Source organism: Pseudomonas fortuita (assembly GCF_026898135.2).
Lineage (GTDB): Bacteria > Pseudomonadota > Gammaproteobacteria > Pseudomonadales > Pseudomonadaceae > Aquipseudomonas > Aquipseudomonas fortuita.
Map to the genome: position 1 here is coordinate 1832508 of NZ_CP114035.2, position 15568 is coordinate 1848075.

The window sequence follows — 15568 nt, forward strand, 5'->3', positions numbered from 1 at the left end:
GCGGCCCCCTGTATATCAGGTAGGCCATGTACATCAGGGGCAGGATCATGGCATCAGCTCCTTCGGCACCTGGACGGTATCGCCGCGGATGAGTTCGACGATGGACCGGCCCACCGCTACTGGCGTCGTATCCCCCCAGCCTTCACCCTCACGGCACGAGCCAGGCCGCCACGTGATGGCAACACTCTCGCCGTCCGCGCTACGCTCTAGCAAGCGCACGTACTTGTCTTGCAGGGCGCCGGCCAGGGACCAGTCCTCCCATGGGTTATAGCGCTTGGTGTGCTCGATGGCCTGGCCCCGGTACCGGGCGAACACCCGCCATGGCACGCCGTTGTACCCGGGAGGTTCCAGGTACACATCCAGCCCTTCGGCCTTGCCGACAGCCCATCCCAGCGCCTCACCGACCAGCTCCGCCGTAGTCACTTCGATCAGGTCGGTCATGGAGTCACCTGCTTATTGCTTGCGCGAAGAGCGCTAACCGCATCAAGCATCACGGCAATTTCTTCGTCAGTCAGCCTTTCAGTTCTGTAGGTAAGAGTATTGAAATCTGAGCGGTTCTTATCAGCGCGAATTTCCGCGCTATCCTTGCCAGTGATCGGGGTGATGGTCGGTCCGTAGCTAGCTCCGATCTCTCGCCCGTATTGCTTGTTGAATCGGCGCCCACGGTCACTGACGATGATCTGGGTAGCTGTAACGCGTTCAACCGTAGTGATGCTCTTGCGTCGACCAATACCTTTCTCAGTGATCACCACGCCGGCTCCGGCCTTCAGCCCTTGGCGCCAGGCCTTGGCTTTCTCGAAATCTTCGCTCACAGCTGATACCTCTCATCAATCCAGCGCCCAGGCGCCAGTGCGGGTGTAGGTTCGGGTTGTGTTTCGTGCGGGGAGAGCTGGCGCTGGTTGCCGGCCTGCAGCTGGCTGTCGGGAATGCAGCTGATGCCGCCTGGCGAGCTGAAGCCGTAGAGCCAACAGGTAGCGCCGCGCTCATCGTCATGGAATACGCGCACTCCATGGGGCAACGGATCTGCGCTGGCGCCAGTGGCCAGCAGCAGGAGACAGAGGACGAGGCGGGTCATTCCTTCACCTTGATCGTCACGTCGTCATGAATCCACTCGATGTCGAGTAGGTCGTCTTCGGTGATCTGGTCTTCCCGGGTGTCGTTCATGCTCACCAGGTCCTGCACCTCATCGTCAGGTACGTTTTTCATGACCTTGCGGAAGTTCACGACTGCCTTGCCGGTCAGGATGATTGTTTTGCCCACGGCAGATCCTTGGCCGCCATATCGCGGCAGTGAATAGAGGGGAGAGGGGTTAGGAGCATTGGTGATGGCCAATAGTCTGATTCAGATCACGAAACAGGCAGGTGGGGTTGCGAACCGCTTCGGTTTGGCTATGGTGGGTTGATGCATACAACTGAAGTCGAAGGAGGACGGCATGAGAATTCGCGGTGATGTTTTTTGGTCTTGGGCTGACCCGACGCTTCACCATAGGACTCATGACGAAACACTCGACGATGGAACGTTCATAGATGTCCAAGTGCGACTGTCGCGCACGGGCAACACGCAGATGTTCCTCGGCGTTTATGCGGCGGGTGGAGCTCCCCTCCACGAAGAGGCGTTCGACTCTCGTCCAGGCGAGTCGATGACCAGGGCATTAGCGTGGGGCGTGGGGCGTGCTCGCCGAATCGCCACCGAGGGCCTGGCTGCAACGGACAAGCACGCGGCCTGCTCGAAATAGAGGGGCGAGGGGTTACAGCTGGGTGGAGTACAAATGTGCTCTACGTGCTGGGCTGAGCGAAGGCGCCTTTGAATTGTTGCTCCAGGTCTCGGACCTCGCGCTCTAGATCAAGGAGGTCGACGCTATCTTCACGTTGGCCGCGGCCGAGCAATGAATCGCCGTATTGCCCAATGGCGGTGGCTGCTCGATCCAGCAAGTCTTGGATCTCAGGCGCCCGCACTGCTCCAAGTGGCGCACCTTGTTTGCCTGGCACGCTCGGCTCTGCGCTGGCGGATAGGGCGGCGTTGAGTTGGTGGCAAGCCGCCACAGCGGCAGCGTACTGAACCCCAGCCGACTTCGATTCGATGATTCGACGCAGGACTTCCAAGGCATTGCGCGAAGCGTCACCCTGTTCGGCCAGCTGGGCGCCCAAGGTTACGGCCGTTTCTTGCCACTTTGTGGTGGCTTCCTGCTCCAGCTTCAGTGCTTCGCGCAGCCGCTCAACCTCCCCAGAATCGGCGCGGGTGTAGAGGGGTATCATCTGAATGCCCTCTCTCTGCAAGTCGCTCGCATAATCGGCATGAGTGGTGAACTCCTTGCCGTCGTCGTGAGCCCAGCCATAGGGCTGGCCCTGGTTCTGCTCGGCAGGCGCTAAGCCGGACATCGGTCCCAGGCCCACAATCGGCAGCCCAGTCGCTGCCACATCCCGCTCTGCCTCTTCATTGGTCCACCAGAAGGCAGTACCAACCATCCAGGCTATAGGCTCGGGGTGGGGCTGCGGGGCTGGCTCATTGCAGGGCTCGCAAAGATGCTGGATGGCTTGTTCCTGAAGTTCGTCGAGCGGCATCTGCAGAAGGGCGACGCTGTTAAGCCACTCGCGCGGCACGCTTACCATATCGATGATCCCCTCGATATGGTCATGCTGCTCGATGGTGCTGGATCGGTTTTCTGTGGGCATGGGTGTCTCCTGCTGGCAACGTCAGGCCGCCAGGCGCTGGTAGAGTTCGATGAGGTCGGATGCGTTCGCCGCGACAAGGGCCCGGGCTTCGTCCTTGCAGACACTGTTGCCCAGCAGCTTCACCTGGTCAGTCTTGCTGATGGCTTTCCAGTGCAGCTGGCCGGTCACTTCATCGAGGAACAGGCCTCGGTCGATGATGTAGTCCGGTCGGAAGCCTTGGGCGCGTTTCAGCTCGTGCGGTTGCAGCATGCGCAGGGTAATGTCGATCAGCACGTAGTCACCGACCATGACGATATCGGCGTGCTCGGTGAAGTGCTGCGGCAGGTATTTTCGGAGGAACGCCGCGCACTTGCGGGCACCGGCCAGTTGCTCATCTGTCAGCGTGTGGCTGTGCAACTGGACGACTTCGACCACAGCCATGCGATCCTTCGACGGGATCGTGTGGACCGGCTCACGAAGTGAGATCCCGTCCTTCTCGGCACCGTAGTACTTCACCATGTAGGCAGTGACCAGACGCTGATTTGAGCCTTTGCCCAGGACGGTCGAGAACGGATCGTCCGCTGCACGGCCGTCGCCCTTGTAGAAGCCGCCGTTGGCCTGCTCCAAGTGGGCGGATGCAACAGCGTGGTGACCGCTGTTTTGCGTGATGCAGCTGAGAGGGCCGTTTGCGGCAGCACCCACGCAGCCTTTGCGTAACGTTACCAGGGAGGCCGAAACCAGTGCCTGCTCGCCGCGATTGGCGCCTGTCACCGTCATGGCAGGGTCCGTGGCAGGGTAGCCTGATCGATCGCCATGGTGCGTCAGGTGTGTCAGATGCGCGCCGACCAACGCAAAGTGGCCTCCCTTGACTTGAGCAACTTGGGTTCGCAGTGGCTCAAGAGTGTCGAAAGTGCGCTGGGTCGACCCATTCGCATGCTCAGTAAGGCATCCCGCCATCGCCATCGTCGGCTGAACCAGGGCGTGATGGGTACCGCCACCGCTGATGGTCGAGGCTGGCTCACCGACGCTGTGCGTGCTGGTGTGCGACTTCGAGGTTCCGCGCAGCGGGACTATGAACGGGTCGTTGCAGGCCAGGGTGTGCCGCCACAGGCCTTTGGCGATACGGTTCATTGTGTTTTCGACCAGAGCGTCGTCCCGGAAGATCGTGCGGCCCTGCAGTTCCCAGTCGATGCATTCGGCGGCGGATCGCCAGGCTTTCTGACCCTTGCCCGGGTTCTTGTGGTGTGTCGGTGCCGGCCAGACGATGGGCTTGCCATCGCGCCGCGCGATGCCGTAAAGGCGCTTGCGGATCGTTGGCGCGCCCTGATCGGCCGCGACGCGCACCTGGTGCTCGAAGTTGTAGCGAAGGCCTCGCACCAGTGCTTCCTTGGGTACGTGGTCGCCGATTTCGGCCAAGATCTCAGGCAGGTCTGGGTGATCCTCTGGAATCCCCTTGCCCAGGACGTTCACGAACGCTTGGAATGTCCGGCCCTTTTCGGCTTTGACCGGCTTGCCCTCATCGTCGAGCGGCCCCCAGTCGGCGAACTCTTCCACGTTTTCAAGGAAGATCAGTCGCGGACGAGTCTGGTATGCCCAGCGAATGATCACCCATGCGAGGCCGCGAATCTTGCGGTCACGGGGTTTCCCGCCCTTGGCCTTGCTGTGGTGCCGGCAGTCGGGCGAAGCCCACAAGATGCCGACCGGCTGCCCCTTCGTTGCCAGGATCGGATCGACTTCGAACACGTCTGCAACGTAGTGCTCGGTCTGCTGGTGGTTGGCGCGGTGCACAGCCAGGGCGATCGGGTTGTGGTTCACCGCCACATCCGGTTCGCGGTACGCCTCAGCGATTCCGCTGCTGGCGCCGCCTCCGCCGGCGAAGAGATCGACGACCAGCTCCTTTTCGAAGGGCAGGGCGAGGGAGGTCATACAGGTCATGTTGTGGTCCTTGCGTGCAGGCGCCGCCCTCGCCGGGGTGGCGTTTATTAGTGGCAATTTGATGTCGTTTGGTCTATTGCTTGTGATTCCAGACCAGCGAGTTGAATCCCCGATGGACCGCGAGCCAACAAACCAGGAAGTCGCAGCAGTTCTCGGAATTGATGAGGATCAGGTTGCTAAGTATCGTCGGGAGGCTGTGCTATTGGGCGACGGTTCCTGGCTGATCCACTTTTCCTACGACATGCCGCGAGAGCTGCGGCACAGCTTCACCGGTAGCTTCACGGCGATCGTCGAATGCGTTGCAACTTGTGTTGACGCCCGCTCAGTCGACTGAGGCGGGCGGGTAGCGCCGGAGGGTCACGGGCAGTTGTTCGCGCCGCAGTTCTGGCAGTCGTTGAGGAATCGGCCGTCCCAGCTGATGAAGCGTCCGCAGCCATGGCAGTTGAGCGGTCGGTCACAGGGCTTGCGCTGCTTCCGCGGCTTCGCTATCTCAATGCCGGTGCCACGGAGGGCTTCTTTGATATTCACGTCCCGCTTATGCACCAGGCGCCTGGCCTTGGCCTCAAGGTAAGACAAGGGCCAGATCACCGCTTCCTCTGGAGTGTTGCCGATCGCTTTGGCAGCCTCGAAGGTGAGGTGATGTGCCTTCTCGAATCGGAAGGTGTGGCCTATTGGCCACCTGGCCAAGGCAATGTCGTTCCCGTTCCAGTGCCCAGGGATCTGCAGGACAACAGTGCATCCCGGGGTCAGGTGGTCGCGGGCTTCATCCAGGCTGATGTACTGATGATCGACGCCAACGTGTGCGCGGGCGTCAACGTAGTCTTTTGGCCCAGGGATGTCGGTATCGCGATGGCTGCAGGCCTGCTCTTGCGTGAAAACCTCGGCCTTGTCGAGGCTGGTGGTGTACCCGCCGCCCAGGGCCCAGAACATGAGGCCGTCACCGACATGGCTCCGACTGTCCTGAAGGTAGAATTGGCTCATGGCTTTCTCCATGCATGCGCCGCCCTCCGTGGCCGGATGCGGCATGGTTGAGTTTTCTTTGATGGTGCGGTATGACGAAGAACCATCAAGACCGCATAGCGAGGGCAAGGGGATGAAATTCGATAGCGTGTTCGCCGGGGTTCATTACTTCCTGTCTGCAACTTCACTCGGCGAAGGCCCCTGGCAGGGCGAGGCTAATGTTCGTGTTAAGGCGGGCTCCGCGTACAGGTCAAAACAAATACCAACCACCCAGAATTTGCGAACCAGCGCCGACGCTATGCGTGGCGCCGAAGAACAACTCAAGGCTCTATGTCTTAGCGGCGTACTGCGGGTAGCTGTTCCTGCTGCCTATGAAGAGCTTGCCGGCCCCCAACCTGAGCTGATATCAGGCAGCAGATGAACGCTTGAGCTGGTCAATCAGCTGAGTCGGTAGGTTCTTAATGGTGAGGCTGGCGCTGTCCTGGTCGAACTCGACGCGCTTGCCGAGCAGATGGGCCTCGAAGCTGATTGACATCCCTTCGGCGCGCCCGGTGTAGCGTCGGTACTGGTTGAGGGTGCGCTTGTCGGCTGCGAAGCACTCGGAGATCCCGTATTCCCCTGCCCGGATAAATTCGGCGAAGGTCTTGGGGCTGTCCTCGTTCATCAACTCAGATAGTTCGTCCAGGCTGATAGGCTCGTCGATCTTTCCTTGTGCCTGTGCGTAGGCCACCAGGTTGTGGCTTTTCTCGCTGGCGGTGTCGTCTGCCAGATCCTCGGCCTTCACGAAGTCGGCGAAGGCCTTGAGCAGGGTGCGGGTTTCGCCCGGGGCGTCGACTCCTTCCTGCGCTCCAATGAAGTCGCGGAAGTAGGCGGTAGACTTGCGACCGCCCTTCGGCTTGATGAAGGAAACGTACTGCCGCGACGCCGGGTTGTTCTTCCACTCGCTCAGGTTGATTCGAGCGGCGAAGTGCAATGTTCGGGTGTCGATCTGGCGGGATGTGGCAACGGTCAGGTCATGGGCAACGGCTACCGTATCAACCTGTTGAAGGATTGCGATCATCAGGTAGTCAGTCATGCCCTGGGTGTAGAGTGCGAACAGAACGTGACCACCGACAGACAGGTTCAACTCCTCCATCAGCTTCGTTAAGTGCTCCGCTCCGGTCCTGGTGAAGTCGAGGAACGCTATTTCGTCGATCATGACCTTGCCCAGCCACCCGCTGAGTGGATAGGCGCCGGACGCGGGGTGGAAGAAGCCCCAGCCCTTTCCGGTCTTGGCGTTGTAGGTGCCATTAACGTCGCAAAGCAGGTTTTGGATAGCGGAGCTGTCCGGAAGCTCCGAACTGGCCAGGTGCAGGACCGCTGGGCTGCCGTCCGGCTTCTTGTCGATAAAGTGCATCACTGCGTGGCGAATGGGCATGGGTGATTCTCCGTGGCCGGCATGCGGCATGGTGGCAATGAGTCTGTTTTGTCTGGATCGCCTGTCACGGCGACATGTCACGTTGTGCGAATCAGCCTTTCGAGCTGCTTGTCCGTGAGGCGATCGGCGCCGTGGATGAGGCGCGAAATCAGGTCCTGCTCTTCCTCGATCCCGGCGCGGGCCATCGAGCGTTTAAGTGCGTTGTCCGTGTTGTGATAGAGGTCCGTGACAATGCGGCGTGACAGCAAAAGGGCTTCGCGCTCTTCCTTCGTCAGCTTGTCCCGCTCGCGCTGTTCTTGCTTGCGCTGGGTTGGCGTCTTCGCCATTGCTGATACCTCCCAAGCCGCTGGGCGGCAGATTGATGTGCTGCTGGCGCCGGCCGTGGCGGACGCGCGCGGTGATGCGTTTCAAGCGGAAAGCTCCATGTCTCGGTCATGCCAGCCGGCAAGCCACCAACCGCAGTTCACCGTTAGCCAGTCGTAAGGTTGGGCATCGCGTGACTGGCTGTTGTCGCGGCAGGCGCGGCCGAGGTAGTACGCGGGTGGGTGAACACGCTGCCGGCGCTTCATCTCTACGCGCCGGCGAGGTAGTGGAGCGGGGCGAACGGGATGTCGTCGTCAAAGCTGTCGTGATCCGGCGGCGCGGCCTGCTGGTTCTGCTGCTGAGGCGTTGGCCGGCGCTGCTGCGGCTGCCGATCTGGCACTTGCCCGGGCTGCTGACCCTGCGGCCGGCTGCCGAGCAGCTGCATCGTTCCGCGCATGTCGACGTGCACCTCAGTGCTGTAGCGCTTGATGCCGTCCTTCTCCCACTCGCGAGTTTGCAGCTTGCCTTCGATGTAGCACTGCGAGCCCTTGCGCAGATATTCGCCGGCGATCTCCGCGACCTTGCCAAACAGCGAAACACGGTGCCACTCGGTGCGCTCGACCTTCTGCCCCGACTGTTTGTCAGTCCACTGCTCGCTGGTGGCCAGGCTCAGGTTGGTTACGGCGTTGCCGTTCGGCAAGTAGCGCACGTCCGGGTCTTGGCCGCAGGTTCCGACCAAGATGACCTTGTTGACCCCGCGACTCATGACTGAGCAACCGCTGCCGCAACGATGAACAGCAGGGCCATGAGTGAGCACCAGCGCGTCGCGCTCTCGCCGACCTGGCGGGCCCTCACCAGGGCAACAACAGGCAGGGCTTTCGCCTCGATGGCGCGCTCCAGACTTTCCGCATAGCGAACTGCCTGTGGATAGCTGGTGTTGCGGCCGTAGACCCGATTGTCGCGGGACGAGACCACCATCCAGCCGTTCCCGGCCTTGGTTACGGTGAAACGCGACTTGGCGTGGAATGCCTCGGTAGCGGTGATGACTTCCTGGCGGAGCGTTTCGAGCCCGGCCTTGCTCTGTTCAATGGCTGTTTGCATGGTGGTATTCCTCATTGTGATCAGGCGTGGAGCTCGAAGGCCTCGGCCTTGCGAACGATTCGAACTTGGGCGGTGCGGCGCTCTGGCGCGCGGCGGTCTCGGCGCATGGGGTCGCTGTCGTTGATCACCGCATGCATGGCGATGAGGCAGGCGAGGGCGATGCAGAGCGGGCTGATGAGCTGTTGGCGCATGGCCTTAGTGACCGCCTCGATGCGCCGGCCGGCTTCCAGCTTGAACAGCGCTGCCTCGATCCGGTTGGCCACGGTGCCCGGGCTGACCGCCATCTGGCGGGCGATTTCCTTCGTAGTGAGGCCTTGAGCCACCCACAGCAGTGCTTCGAGCTCACGGGGAGCCAGCGCCTTGCCGAGCTGGCCAATCCATGAGCCGCAAGTGATCGTTTCCATGATTGTCCTCAGCAACCGCATTGGTCAGGCGCCAAGCGCGGGTGACCAGACCCACCGTGAAGGTGGCCTGGCGCCTGCCAATGCGGTCGTATGTGAAGGGAAGGGGTGCAGGCGGTGAGCGCTACCTCACATGCATCTGGTCTGGCCGGGTAGGCCCCGGATTCGCCTGCGTGTACGTCGATTAATCTTTACTGCGGTGAGCCTTAACTTGGATAAGGCTTACGGTGATGCGCTTTAAACTGGTGAAAACTGCATCGGGGTGTGATCTGCATGACGTTTGTCGCCCATTGCTCTCGCGCTGGGTGACGGTACTCAGATCACACACCGATGCAGCCTGCGATGGGTAGCAGGGCGTCGGGCAGTTAACTTCAGGCTGACGTGGAGCAGGCTTCAAAGGCAGCCCGTTCCAGCTCGAGACATTGCTCGTAATGAGCCATCGCGATGGGCATGTGATAGCTATCCAGCGGCCATTTGCTGACCTTGCAGCCTTGGCCTGCCGGGCAGTGGAAGACGAACAGCTCGCCCTCGCTCTTGTCCATCTCCAGGCTCACTTGGGCACCGCTATCGAAGCGGTCTTGGATAATCGTGGTCATCTCTACATGCTCCGCTATCGGTTGATTTCCCGCCTGGCCCTGTCGCCAAGGCCAGTCAGTGAAATCTGTTGTCCGCACCATGCGCGGCGCCGCGGTATCCCCACCTGGCCGGGTCACACATTTCGTGTTCGGTGTTCTTCCCGGCTGGCTTGCATGGTTAGGCGTCCCTCAATGCCTGAGGTCCGGCAGCTATCCAGAGGCTGCGTGGTCGACGACTTAGCTTGTCCCGACCCAGGTAATGGCCTGGGTGCGTCGAGGTGGTCACGTCTGGTTGTGTAAAGAGCGGTGGCCGGTGAGGGCCTCGGCAGTCCCTGGTGAGTGGCTGCGTGTTGAGGCAAATATCACGCATCGTGTTTTTTATGTCAACACAATGTGTGATTTATTTTGCCTGAGGTTGTGTTGGGGATTTTCCCTACGAGGCGGGTTCACGTTTCACGAGGCGTGATGTAAGCTCATTGCAATAGCTGGATGGATATACAGTAAAGGAGATAGCTTATGTCCAAGCAGAAGAAGACGGCACCACAAGGACGCCAAGAGATGAGCGGGGTAGAGCGGCTCGGGCTGCGGATTTCGTCGATGATCAATCACCCCATTGCACAGTCTCAGCGGTGGGTGACAATCCATCGCCTGGACACGGATGGAGACATGGAGTGGGAGGAGGTGATGGGGCTGTTAACCGAAACGCCAGAGCTAGACCTGACTTTCAACGACGACGAGAGCGTGACGGTTCGGTGGGAGCCGCAGAGCGCCGAGGATCGCGACGACCTGGTCGTGGAGAAGGACTGGGAGGAGGAGGTGGTGGAGGAAGAGGCGCCTTTCTGATCGTCTCTAGAGATCGTAATACTGGTTTGATGTACAGCCTTGCTGCCTTGACAAAAAATATTTTTGATAAAACGCAGCGAAACCACTGTCAAGACGATACGGTTGAGGATATAAGACGTGCGTGTGAGCGCGTGAGATTGCTTGCACAGAACGAAGCATGTCCGTGAAGCCGCAGGAAACTAGGCCAAGATCGGCCTAAGCTACAGACTTAAGGAGAAGGCTCACATGCTGGAGATAGCTATGGCACACACTAAACCAGGGGCAATTCGTCCAAACGCGAAAAATGGAAACGTGAGCGCTGTGGTCAGTAGAAGAAGCTATTCTGCCCACACGAAGCAGGTTAACAACGCGTTCTTGATTATATTTGCGCAATACGAACGTGCCTTTGAAGAATTGGCGAAAGTTTGATATGGCTGGATCTGCAAATGTAATTCAATGGCTAAGTGAATCAGACATAGCGTCGCTCAATCATAATTTGATTGATGCTCAAACTCCGATGGAGCCAGTGGGGGTCCTGAATCTTTCAGGGCTCTCATCCGCTCAATATCGAGCTATTCAGTATCAAAATTACGCTGGCGTCAGCGATATTTTTGTACTGGGTGCAGTTTTTTCCGAAGCGTTGGTCCAAAATCATCCATTTTTTAATGCTAATAAAAGAACTGCGGCTGCGGCCGTGATGGTGTTTTTGCTAATTAATGGAGTGATGCTTAAGGCGCCATGGGAGCAAGTGGTTGAGATGTTTGAGGGGCTTGCCAAGCACACTTTTGACATTGATGATTTCTCCTGCTGGCTTAAGCACTGGAGTGTAAAGTTTGACGTTTCTCAGCTCGACGAGCTGGCTGCTGACGCGTATTACAATAACGAAACACTCAAATCTAAATTTTCAAAGCTCTAAAGCTTTTCCGAGGGGAAGATGGACAGGGAGTTGGTAGAAAGTATCCACCTGTATTTGGTTGATCACTTTGCGGATTCGGATGACCCTTTAGAACCCTCTGGAGTTAAGGACTACAATCTGCTTGAATCAGCATGCGCCAGACCTTTTCAAACAGTTCATGGCAGAGATGCCTATGAAACGGAGTACGAAAAGGGGGCCGCGATCTTCCATGGGATCATCGCAAATCATTGCTTTCATAACGGTAATAAGCGAACCGCTCTCCTGAGCGCGCTATATTATCTAGGTGAAAACAATATTTGGGTTGATCGCTGCAATGATGACGATATGTTTGAGTTTACTCGGCAAATTGCAGCTCATGAAATAGCAGAAAAGCGTGAAGATGAAATTTCAGTAATAGTCGACTGGCTTCTTCGGAATTCACGAAAAATCATGAAATCCGACAAGTATCTTTCTTTCAGTGATTTGCGAGAAAAACTGGGAAGGTTTGACTTTGAGCTCTCGGAGCGGAACGGATTAGTGGATGTCCTCAAGGAAGGGGAAATCGTTACAAGGATTTTAAAGAAGGGTAAACACGGACGGGAAGAATATGATCCTGTCTATGTGGCAGATCTCCGGAAGCGTCTTCAGTTGACCGTTGACTATGGTGTTGACTCTGGCCGATTCTATGGGCAAAAGGGTGTTTCAGAAGAGCTGAATGAATTTATGCACATCCGCGGCGCAGTTTTTCGGAGACTGGCAACGGCCTGACTCTTCTTGGATTTCCGGCGTTCCGCAGAGTGGGCGCTCCCCTTGACTCACTCTTCGCAGCCAAACTATCACATCAAGTGAGCATTCCACACCAGCAGAACCCGGACCTAGATGTAGGCACCTTCCCGTCGAAACTTCGCATCTGCCGGATCTATTCCTTTGCCCGAATGATCCGCCCCGCCTTCACCTCATCCCCATACCCTACCAACCGATCGGCAAGCTCATGCAGCTTCCCGACACGCTTCATCGCCTCCAGGAACTGGTCTTCCTCACCGCCTTGAGCCTTGTGGAAGATCTCCAGTGCGGCGCTTTCCAAGGCAAAAGCAGCATCCTTCAGGTCTCGGCGCAGCTGTTGGTTAGGCTTGGTTAGGGGCATGGGAAGGCCTCAGTCTATCGGCAAGCTTCTGCGCCGACGTAATCGGCAATCGAACCACTCACAATGGGTCCCATTCGGGGATCAGGCTGAGACGCCTTCATTTGCTCCAGGGTTTCACCGCTGCCGAGGTACTTCACTGTGCGATCTGCGCAGTTGTACAGGCGTCGAGAATAGGACGTGCCACTCGATCCGACGCGCTTCGTCGTGATCGTACGCTCATTGCCAGAGGTATCCCGGGCCAAGATCGTATAGGCAGCCTTGGGGTCGGATGGCACGTGTAGCGTTGCGGCCACAGAAACCGCAGGAATCAAAGCAAAGCCAAATACAGCCAAAATCAGTCGCGACATATAGTTTCCTTGCTAATGGAGCCAACAATTAAAGCTGCCAGCTCGCCAAATCCTTGCCGATAATCCCCGCTCGCGGATGATTCACACCAGGTGCGCATTCCACACCAGCAGCACTCGGGCCTGGATGTAGGTCTCATCAACTCGGATGTCCTCAGGCGGATGATTGGTGTTGTCCGAAATCATCTTGAAGTGGTTGCGGCCCTTCTTCTGCAGACGCTTGATGTACTGATGACCCTGATGGGAGAAGTAGTAGATCCCGTCGCCCACGAACTCACGGATGCTGATGTCAACGACCAACGGGTCGCGGCTCTTGATGGTCGGGGCCATGGACTGACCGACACCCGTAATGAGCTTCAGGTGGAAGTGCTCTTTGAACTCGACCCCCATCTCTCGCAGGTGAGTAGGGCTGACGCGGATGTCCTGCAGCATTTCAGGGAAGTCGTGAGCTACTTCGCCATCGCCCATTGCTCCGCGCACGTCGTAGTGAGCAATCCACACCTCATCGCCCACGAGGCCTGGGCGAACGAAGTTAGCCGCGACGGCACTGCTGGCGCTCGGCTCCTCAGCCGCAGCAAGGAGGCGCTGACGGGCCTCTTCCGGAATGCCTTTGCCGCTCTTTGCGAGCATCTGCCTGACAAGATCAGTCGTACTCCGGGCTGGCGCCGAAACCTCGGTCACTGCCGCAGAGTTCAGGAGTAGCTCGGATTGGTCGACTCCAAGGGCAGCTGCCATAGCGGCAATATCCGCCAGCGTTGGCTCTCGCGTACCGGCTTCATAGTTTCCGACGCGTGACTGCGATTTCCAGCCGCAAGCATCTGCCAGCTGGGCCTGGGACATTCCCGTCGCTTTTCTCAAGCGCTTAATGCGCTGGCTCAGTGATTCATTCATGCGCGGGATTTCATCACGAAATGAAATACACGGCTTTCACTTATTGTGATTGATATTAACACGATGCGTGTTTATCCTGAGTGCTAGTCATTGAGGAACCCCGAATGAACAACGTTCGCAAGATCCGGGTAGCTGCGGGGATTAGCCAAGCCCGGCTATGCCGGGAGCTCCGCTGGAACCAGTCGCGTCTGGCCAACTACGAGGCCGGGCGACGGTGTGTCGGCCTGGATGCGGCCCGGAAGATTGTCACTGCGCTGAACGGGCTAGGCGCCGAGTGCAGCCTTGACGATGTCTTCCCGCCAACGGCTCGCGACCCAGAAGCAGCCTGATATTTGAATCATTACTGATCTGGCACTGAGCCAGTAGATGATCGAAACACCTGCTGATTCATCCAGTACCTGAATCGCAGACGAAAAAAAACCGCCTGGCAGGGCGGCTTTCTCTACAGCTTCATAACGGGTTTAAGCATGACAAACATCGTCCCACTTGACAAGTCCAGGGGGTTCACCCGGATGGACAACCAGCTCATGGATGGCCTGCTGGCTATCGATCTTTCCGCTCGGGAGATGAAGATTGTGCTGTACGTGGCCAAGGCCACCATCAACTTTGGGGCTGGTGCCCAGCGCATCCCGGCCACCGACATTGCGAAAGCTATCCACGCTCACCCTGACACCGTGTCAAAGGCCGTTTCCAGCCTGTTGCGCCGTCGCGTGCTGTTCCGTGAAGGTGGTGCCCGGGGCGACATCGGCGTGAATGACCCGAAAGACTGGGTATACGTGAATGATCCGAAACAGACCAAAACAGCCAATTCGGCTGAAGTGGTCCGAATCGGCGAAGAGTCGAAACAGACCAAAACCGCCGGCTCCCTTCTTTATTCTAAGAAAGAAACCCCCTATGTAAATCTTCCTTCGGAAGATGTTACATGCCCCCCCAGTGAATCTGGGCAGTCCCCGGTGAAGGCTGAGCGCAAGGCTCCCTTCGGCAAGGTAGCGATGCTGGCCGACAACCCGCACGACCTGAGCGAGGCGCTGATCGCTGATTACCTTGCCGTCCGCAAAGCCAAGCGCGCTCCGTTGACCGCCCGAGTCTGGTCGACCCTGAATTCCAAGCTCGAGCAGTGCAAGGCCTTCGGCGTGCAGCCGGACCAGGCCCTGGCGATCGCTGTCGAGAACGGCTGGCAGGGTTTCGAGGTGGATTGGATCACCAAGCGGATCGGCGCCCAGCCGGCGCCCCAAGCCAAACACCATAGCCGCCACCACGGCTTCAACGACCGCGATTACACCGCTGGCCTGGCCTCGCGGGAGGACGGTACCTATGCGATCTGAATCGGTGATCACCATGTCCGACGTGCGAAACGCCGCCGGCTTCCGCGTCCAACCTGCGCACTGCGAGCATCACGGCGACTTCGAGCAGCGCGTGACCATGCTCATGGGGCGCGAGATCGTCGGGCGCTGCCCAGAGTGCGAGAAGGCCGCCATTGCCGAGCGCCAGGCCAAGCAGCAGACCGAGGAAGCCCGCCTGAAGCGCGAGGCCATGACCCGCAAGTTGGGTTCAGCGCTGATCCCGAAGCGATTCGCCGAGCGGACCCTGGCCAACTACCGCGTAGAGCACGAAGGCCAGCGCAAGGCCCTAGCCTACTGCACGCGCTACGTGGCCGCGTTCGAGGAGATCGAGCGTACCGGGCGTTGCCTGATGCTGCTGGGCAAGGTCGGCACCGGCAAGACCCACCTGGGTGCCGGCATGGCCAACGAGCTGATGCGCAACACCTCTGCCACCGCCGTGTACCGCACGGTGGGCGCGATTCTGCAGTCCATCCGCGCCACTTACGTCCGCCAAAGCGAACAGTCCGAGGCCGACATCCTGTCCAGCCTGATCGAGCCGTCGCTGCTGGTGCTCGACGAGGTAGGCGTCAGCAAAGAGCAGCCGAGTGAGTTTGAGCTGACAACCCTGTTTTCGATCATCAACGGGCGCTATGAGCAGATGCGCCCCACTGTGGTGATCTCCAATCTGGAGGCCAGCCAGCTGCGCCACGCCATGGGCGAGCGGTGTTACGACCGCTTGCGCGAGGGTGGCGGAGTGGTGGTGCCCTTCGAGTGGGAATCTCACCGTGGCAAGGAGGAGTTCTGACC

26 protein-coding genes are annotated in these 15568 nt (G+C 58.8%); 10 read left to right on the forward strand and 16 right to left on the reverse strand.

Translation table 11 applies throughout. The features are described from left to right. Positions 1–45: 45 nt before the first annotated feature. The 4 genes from OZ911_RS08255 to OZ911_RS08270 are packed head-to-tail and all read right to left on the reverse strand — an operon-like array spanning position 46 to position 1260. Positions 46–441, reverse strand: coding sequence for a phage protein NinX family protein (locus OZ911_RS08255; RefSeq protein WP_070086578.1), 396 nt, complete (start codon positions 439–441; stop codon positions 46–48). Next, a complete protein-coding gene (locus OZ911_RS08260; RefSeq protein ID WP_070086579.1) occupies positions 438–812 on the reverse strand; it encodes a hypothetical protein in 375 nt (124 codons plus the stop codon). The genes OZ911_RS08255 and OZ911_RS08260 overlap by 4 nt, the downstream gene beginning before the upstream one ends. Beyond that, positions 809–1075: a hypothetical protein gene (locus OZ911_RS08265; protein WP_070086580.1), complete on the reverse strand. Its 267-nt coding sequence runs from the start codon at positions 1073–1075 to the stop codon at positions 809–811. Before OZ911_RS08265 ends, OZ911_RS08260 begins: the two co-directional genes overlap by 4 nt. Next, the gene (locus tag OZ911_RS08270) at positions 1072–1260 is read right to left on the reverse strand and encodes a hypothetical protein (protein WP_070086581.1); all 189 of its coding nucleotides are present in this window, start codon (positions 1258–1260) and stop codon (positions 1072–1074) included. Before OZ911_RS08270 ends, OZ911_RS08265 begins: the two co-directional genes overlap by 4 nt. A gap of 172 nt (positions 1261–1432) precedes the next feature. Here OZ911_RS08270 and OZ911_RS08275 point away from each other — a divergent pair, with 172 nt between their 5' ends. Then, positions 1433–1735: a hypothetical protein gene (locus tag OZ911_RS08275; RefSeq protein WP_023047616.1), complete on the forward strand. Its 303-nt coding sequence runs from the start codon at positions 1433–1435 to the stop codon at positions 1733–1735. 40 nt (positions 1736–1775) lie between these two features. Here the strand turns inward: OZ911_RS08275 and OZ911_RS08280 are convergent, their stop codons facing one another. Both OZ911_RS08280 and OZ911_RS08285 read right to left on the reverse strand, forming a co-directional pair. Then, positions 1776–2672 (reverse strand): hypothetical protein, encoded by an 897-nt coding sequence (locus tag OZ911_RS08280; protein WP_070086582.1) that lies wholly within the window; start codon positions 2670–2672, stop codon positions 1776–1778. Between the two features lie 21 nt (positions 2673–2693). Continuing rightward, positions 2694–4586: a DNA cytosine methyltransferase gene (locus OZ911_RS08285; RefSeq protein WP_268968591.1), complete on the reverse strand. Its 1893-nt coding sequence runs from the start codon at positions 4584–4586 to the stop codon at positions 2694–2696. Between OZ911_RS08285 and OZ911_RS08290 the strand changes: the two genes are divergently transcribed. Then, a complete protein-coding gene (locus OZ911_RS08290) occupies positions 4585–4920 on the forward strand; it encodes a hypothetical protein (protein ID WP_232861628.1) in 336 nt (111 codons plus the stop codon). The genes OZ911_RS08285 and OZ911_RS08290 overlap by 2 nt on opposite strands. A gap of 23 nt (positions 4921–4943) precedes the next feature. Here OZ911_RS08290 and OZ911_RS08295 read toward each other — a convergent pair whose 3' ends face one another. Continuing rightward, a complete protein-coding gene (locus tag OZ911_RS08295; RefSeq protein WP_070086584.1) occupies positions 4944–5567 on the reverse strand; it encodes a hypothetical protein in 624 nt (207 codons plus the stop codon). Here OZ911_RS08295 and OZ911_RS08300 point away from each other — a divergent pair. Beyond that, positions 5566–5967, forward strand: coding sequence for a hypothetical protein (locus OZ911_RS08300; protein ID WP_070086585.1), 402 nt, complete (start codon positions 5566–5568; stop codon positions 5965–5967). The genes OZ911_RS08295 and OZ911_RS08300 overlap by 2 nt on opposite strands. On the opposite strand, the gene yejK is transcribed toward OZ911_RS08300, so the two are convergent. The 6 genes from yejK to OZ911_RS08330 all read right to left on the reverse strand — a co-directional run bounded on the left by yejK (position 5953) and on the right by OZ911_RS08330 (position 9364). Then, positions 5953–6963 carry a nucleoid-associated protein YejK gene (yejK, locus tag OZ911_RS08305; RefSeq protein ID WP_268968592.1) on the reverse strand — a complete coding sequence of 337 codons (1011 nt, stop codon included), beginning with the start codon at positions 6961–6963 and terminating at the stop codon, positions 5953–5955. The genes OZ911_RS08300 and yejK overlap by 15 nt on opposite strands. 77 nt (positions 6964–7040) lie before the next feature. After that, positions 7041–7289 carry a hypothetical protein gene (locus tag OZ911_RS08310; protein ID WP_008099698.1) on the reverse strand — a complete coding sequence of 83 codons (249 nt, stop codon included), beginning with the start codon at positions 7287–7289 and terminating at the stop codon, positions 7041–7043. Between the two features lie 245 nt (positions 7290–7534). Further along, positions 7535–8032 carry a single-stranded DNA-binding protein gene (locus OZ911_RS08315; RefSeq protein ID WP_070086587.1) on the reverse strand — a complete coding sequence of 166 codons (498 nt, stop codon included), beginning with the start codon at positions 8030–8032 and terminating at the stop codon, positions 7535–7537. Further along, entirely contained in the window at positions 8029–8367 is a 339-nt protein-coding gene (locus tag OZ911_RS08320; protein ID WP_070086588.1) for a hypothetical protein, read from the reverse strand. Before OZ911_RS08320 ends, OZ911_RS08315 begins: the two co-directional genes overlap by 4 nt. Positions 8368–8387: 20 nt before the next feature. Then, entirely contained in the window at positions 8388–8771 is a 384-nt protein-coding gene (locus OZ911_RS08325) for a response regulator transcription factor (RefSeq protein WP_070086589.1), read from the reverse strand. A 368-nt stretch (positions 8772–9139) separates the two neighbouring features. Beyond that, complete coding sequence (locus tag OZ911_RS08330) at positions 9140–9364, reverse strand: hypothetical protein (RefSeq protein WP_070086590.1); 225 nt, start codon at positions 9362–9364, stop codon at positions 9140–9142. Between the two features lie 495 nt (positions 9365–9859). Between OZ911_RS08330 and OZ911_RS08335 the strand changes: the two genes are divergently transcribed. The 4 genes from OZ911_RS08335 to OZ911_RS08350 all read left to right on the forward strand — a co-directional run bounded on the left by OZ911_RS08335 (position 9860) and on the right by OZ911_RS08350 (position 11828). Further along, a complete protein-coding gene (locus OZ911_RS08335; RefSeq protein WP_070086591.1) occupies positions 9860–10186 on the forward strand; it encodes a DUF1654 domain-containing protein in 327 nt (108 codons plus the stop codon). 225 nt (positions 10187–10411) lie between these two features. Then, the gene (locus OZ911_RS08340; protein ID WP_070086592.1) at positions 10412–10594 is read left to right on the forward strand and encodes a hypothetical protein; all 183 of its coding nucleotides are present in this window, start codon (positions 10412–10414) and stop codon (positions 10592–10594) included. A 1-nt stretch (position 10595) separates the two neighbouring features. Next, positions 10596–11081, forward strand: coding sequence for a type II toxin-antitoxin system death-on-curing family toxin (locus OZ911_RS08345; RefSeq protein ID WP_070086593.1), 486 nt, complete (start codon positions 10596–10598; stop codon positions 11079–11081). A gap of 18 nt (positions 11082–11099) precedes the next feature. Further along, positions 11100–11828: a type II toxin-antitoxin system death-on-curing family toxin gene (locus OZ911_RS08350; protein ID WP_070086594.1), complete on the forward strand. Its 729-nt coding sequence runs from the start codon at positions 11100–11102 to the stop codon at positions 11826–11828. A 151-nt stretch (positions 11829–11979) separates the two neighbouring features. On the opposite strand, the gene OZ911_RS08355 is transcribed toward OZ911_RS08350, so the two are convergent. The 3 genes from OZ911_RS08355 to OZ911_RS08365 form a co-directional block, all read right to left on the reverse strand. Beyond that, on the reverse strand, positions 11980–12204 hold the full coding sequence (locus OZ911_RS08355) for a hypothetical protein (RefSeq protein WP_070086595.1): 225 nt from the start codon (positions 12202–12204) through the stop codon (positions 11980–11982). Between the two features lie 14 nt (positions 12205–12218). Further along, positions 12219–12551, reverse strand: a complete 333-nt coding sequence (locus tag OZ911_RS08360) for a hypothetical protein (RefSeq protein WP_070086596.1) — start codon at positions 12549–12551, stop codon at positions 12219–12221. An 81-nt stretch (positions 12552–12632) separates the two neighbouring features. Next, on the reverse strand, positions 12633–13439 hold the full coding sequence (locus OZ911_RS08365; protein ID WP_070086597.1) for an XRE family transcriptional regulator: 807 nt from the start codon (positions 13437–13439) through the stop codon (positions 12633–12635). 104 nt (positions 13440–13543) lie between these two features. Here OZ911_RS08365 and OZ911_RS08370 point away from each other — a divergent pair, with 104 nt between their 5' ends. From OZ911_RS08370 to OZ911_RS08380, 3 genes are all read left to right on the forward strand, one after another. Next, positions 13544–13768 carry a helix-turn-helix transcriptional regulator gene (locus OZ911_RS08370; protein WP_070086598.1) on the forward strand — a complete coding sequence of 75 codons (225 nt, stop codon included), beginning with the start codon at positions 13544–13546 and terminating at the stop codon, positions 13766–13768. Between the two features lie 138 nt (positions 13769–13906). Continuing rightward, positions 13907–14764, forward strand: coding sequence for a phage replication initiator YdaU family protein (locus OZ911_RS08375; RefSeq protein WP_083283717.1), 858 nt, complete (start codon positions 13907–13909; stop codon positions 14762–14764). Next, entirely contained in the window at positions 14754–15566 is an 813-nt protein-coding gene (locus OZ911_RS08380; RefSeq protein ID WP_070086600.1) for an ATP-binding protein, read from the forward strand. The genes OZ911_RS08375 and OZ911_RS08380 overlap by 11 nt, the downstream gene beginning before the upstream one ends. Positions 15567–15568: the final 2 nt, after the last annotated feature.

Bases quoted from the DNA above. Each gene is read 5' to 3' on its own strand.
- OZ911_RS08255 (WP_070086578.1), bottom strand. From the start codon at position 441: ATGACCGACCTGATCGAAGTGACTACGGCGGAGCTGGTCGGTGAGGCG.
- OZ911_RS08265 (WP_070086580.1), bottom strand. From the start codon at position 1,075: ATGACCCGCCTCGTCCTCTGTCTCCTGCTGCTGGCCACTGGCGCCAGC.
- OZ911_RS08275 (WP_023047616.1), top strand. From the start codon at position 1,433: ATGAGAATTCGCGGTGATGTTTTTTGGTCTTGGGCTGACCCGACGCTT.
- OZ911_RS08280 (WP_070086582.1), bottom strand. From the start codon at position 2,672: ATGCCCACAGAAAACCGATCCAGCACCATCGAGCAGCATGACCATATC.
- OZ911_RS08290 (WP_232861628.1), top strand. From the start codon at position 4,585: ATGTTGTGGTCCTTGCGTGCAGGCGCCGCCCTCGCCGGGGTGGCGTTT.
- OZ911_RS08285 (WP_268968591.1), bottom strand. From the start codon at position 4,586: ATGACCTGTATGACCTCCCTCGCCCTGCCCTTCGAAAAGGAGCTGGTC.
- OZ911_RS08300 (WP_070086585.1), top strand. From the start codon at position 5,566: ATGGCTTTCTCCATGCATGCGCCGCCCTCCGTGGCCGGATGCGGCATG.
- OZ911_RS08295 (WP_070086584.1), bottom strand. From the start codon at position 5,567: ATGAGCCAATTCTACCTTCAGGACAGTCGGAGCCATGTCGGTGACGGC.
- yejK (WP_268968592.1), bottom strand. From the start codon at position 6,963: ATGCCCATTCGCCACGCAGTGATGCACTTTATCGACAAGAAGCCGGAC.
- OZ911_RS08310 (WP_008099698.1), bottom strand. From the start codon at position 7,289: ATGGCGAAGACGCCAACCCAGCGCAAGCAAGAACAGCGCGAGCGGGAC.
- OZ911_RS08315 (WP_070086587.1), bottom strand. From the start codon at position 8,032: ATGAGTCGCGGGGTCAACAAGGTCATCTTGGTCGGAACCTGCGGCCAA.
- OZ911_RS08320 (WP_070086588.1), bottom strand. From the start codon at position 8,367: ATGCAAACAGCCATTGAACAGAGCAAGGCCGGGCTCGAAACGCTCCGC.
- OZ911_RS08325 (WP_070086589.1), bottom strand. From the start codon at position 8,771: ATGGAAACGATCACTTGCGGCTCATGGATTGGCCAGCTCGGCAAGGCG.
- OZ911_RS08330 (WP_070086590.1), bottom strand. From the start codon at position 9,364: ATGACCACGATTATCCAAGACCGCTTCGATAGCGGTGCCCAAGTGAGC.
- OZ911_RS08335 (WP_070086591.1), top strand. From the start codon at position 9,860: ATGTCCAAGCAGAAGAAGACGGCACCACAAGGACGCCAAGAGATGAGC.
- OZ911_RS08340 (WP_070086592.1), top strand. From the start codon at position 10,412: ATGCTGGAGATAGCTATGGCACACACTAAACCAGGGGCAATTCGTCCA.
- OZ911_RS08345 (WP_070086593.1), top strand. From the start codon at position 10,596: ATGGCTGGATCTGCAAATGTAATTCAATGGCTAAGTGAATCAGACATA.
- OZ911_RS08350 (WP_070086594.1), top strand. From the start codon at position 11,100: ATGGACAGGGAGTTGGTAGAAAGTATCCACCTGTATTTGGTTGATCAC.
- OZ911_RS08355 (WP_070086595.1), bottom strand. From the start codon at position 12,204: ATGCCCCTAACCAAGCCTAACCAACAGCTGCGCCGAGACCTGAAGGAT.
- OZ911_RS08360 (WP_070086596.1), bottom strand. From the start codon at position 12,551: ATGTCGCGACTGATTTTGGCTGTATTTGGCTTTGCTTTGATTCCTGCG.
- OZ911_RS08365 (WP_070086597.1), bottom strand. From the start codon at position 13,439: ATGAATGAATCACTGAGCCAGCGCATTAAGCGCTTGAGAAAAGCGACG.
- OZ911_RS08370 (WP_070086598.1), top strand. From the start codon at position 13,544: ATGAACAACGTTCGCAAGATCCGGGTAGCTGCGGGGATTAGCCAAGCC.
- OZ911_RS08375 (WP_083283717.1), top strand. From the start codon at position 13,907: ATGACAAACATCGTCCCACTTGACAAGTCCAGGGGGTTCACCCGGATG.
- OZ911_RS08380 (WP_070086600.1), top strand. From the start codon at position 14,754: ATGCGATCTGAATCGGTGATCACCATGTCCGACGTGCGAAACGCCGCC.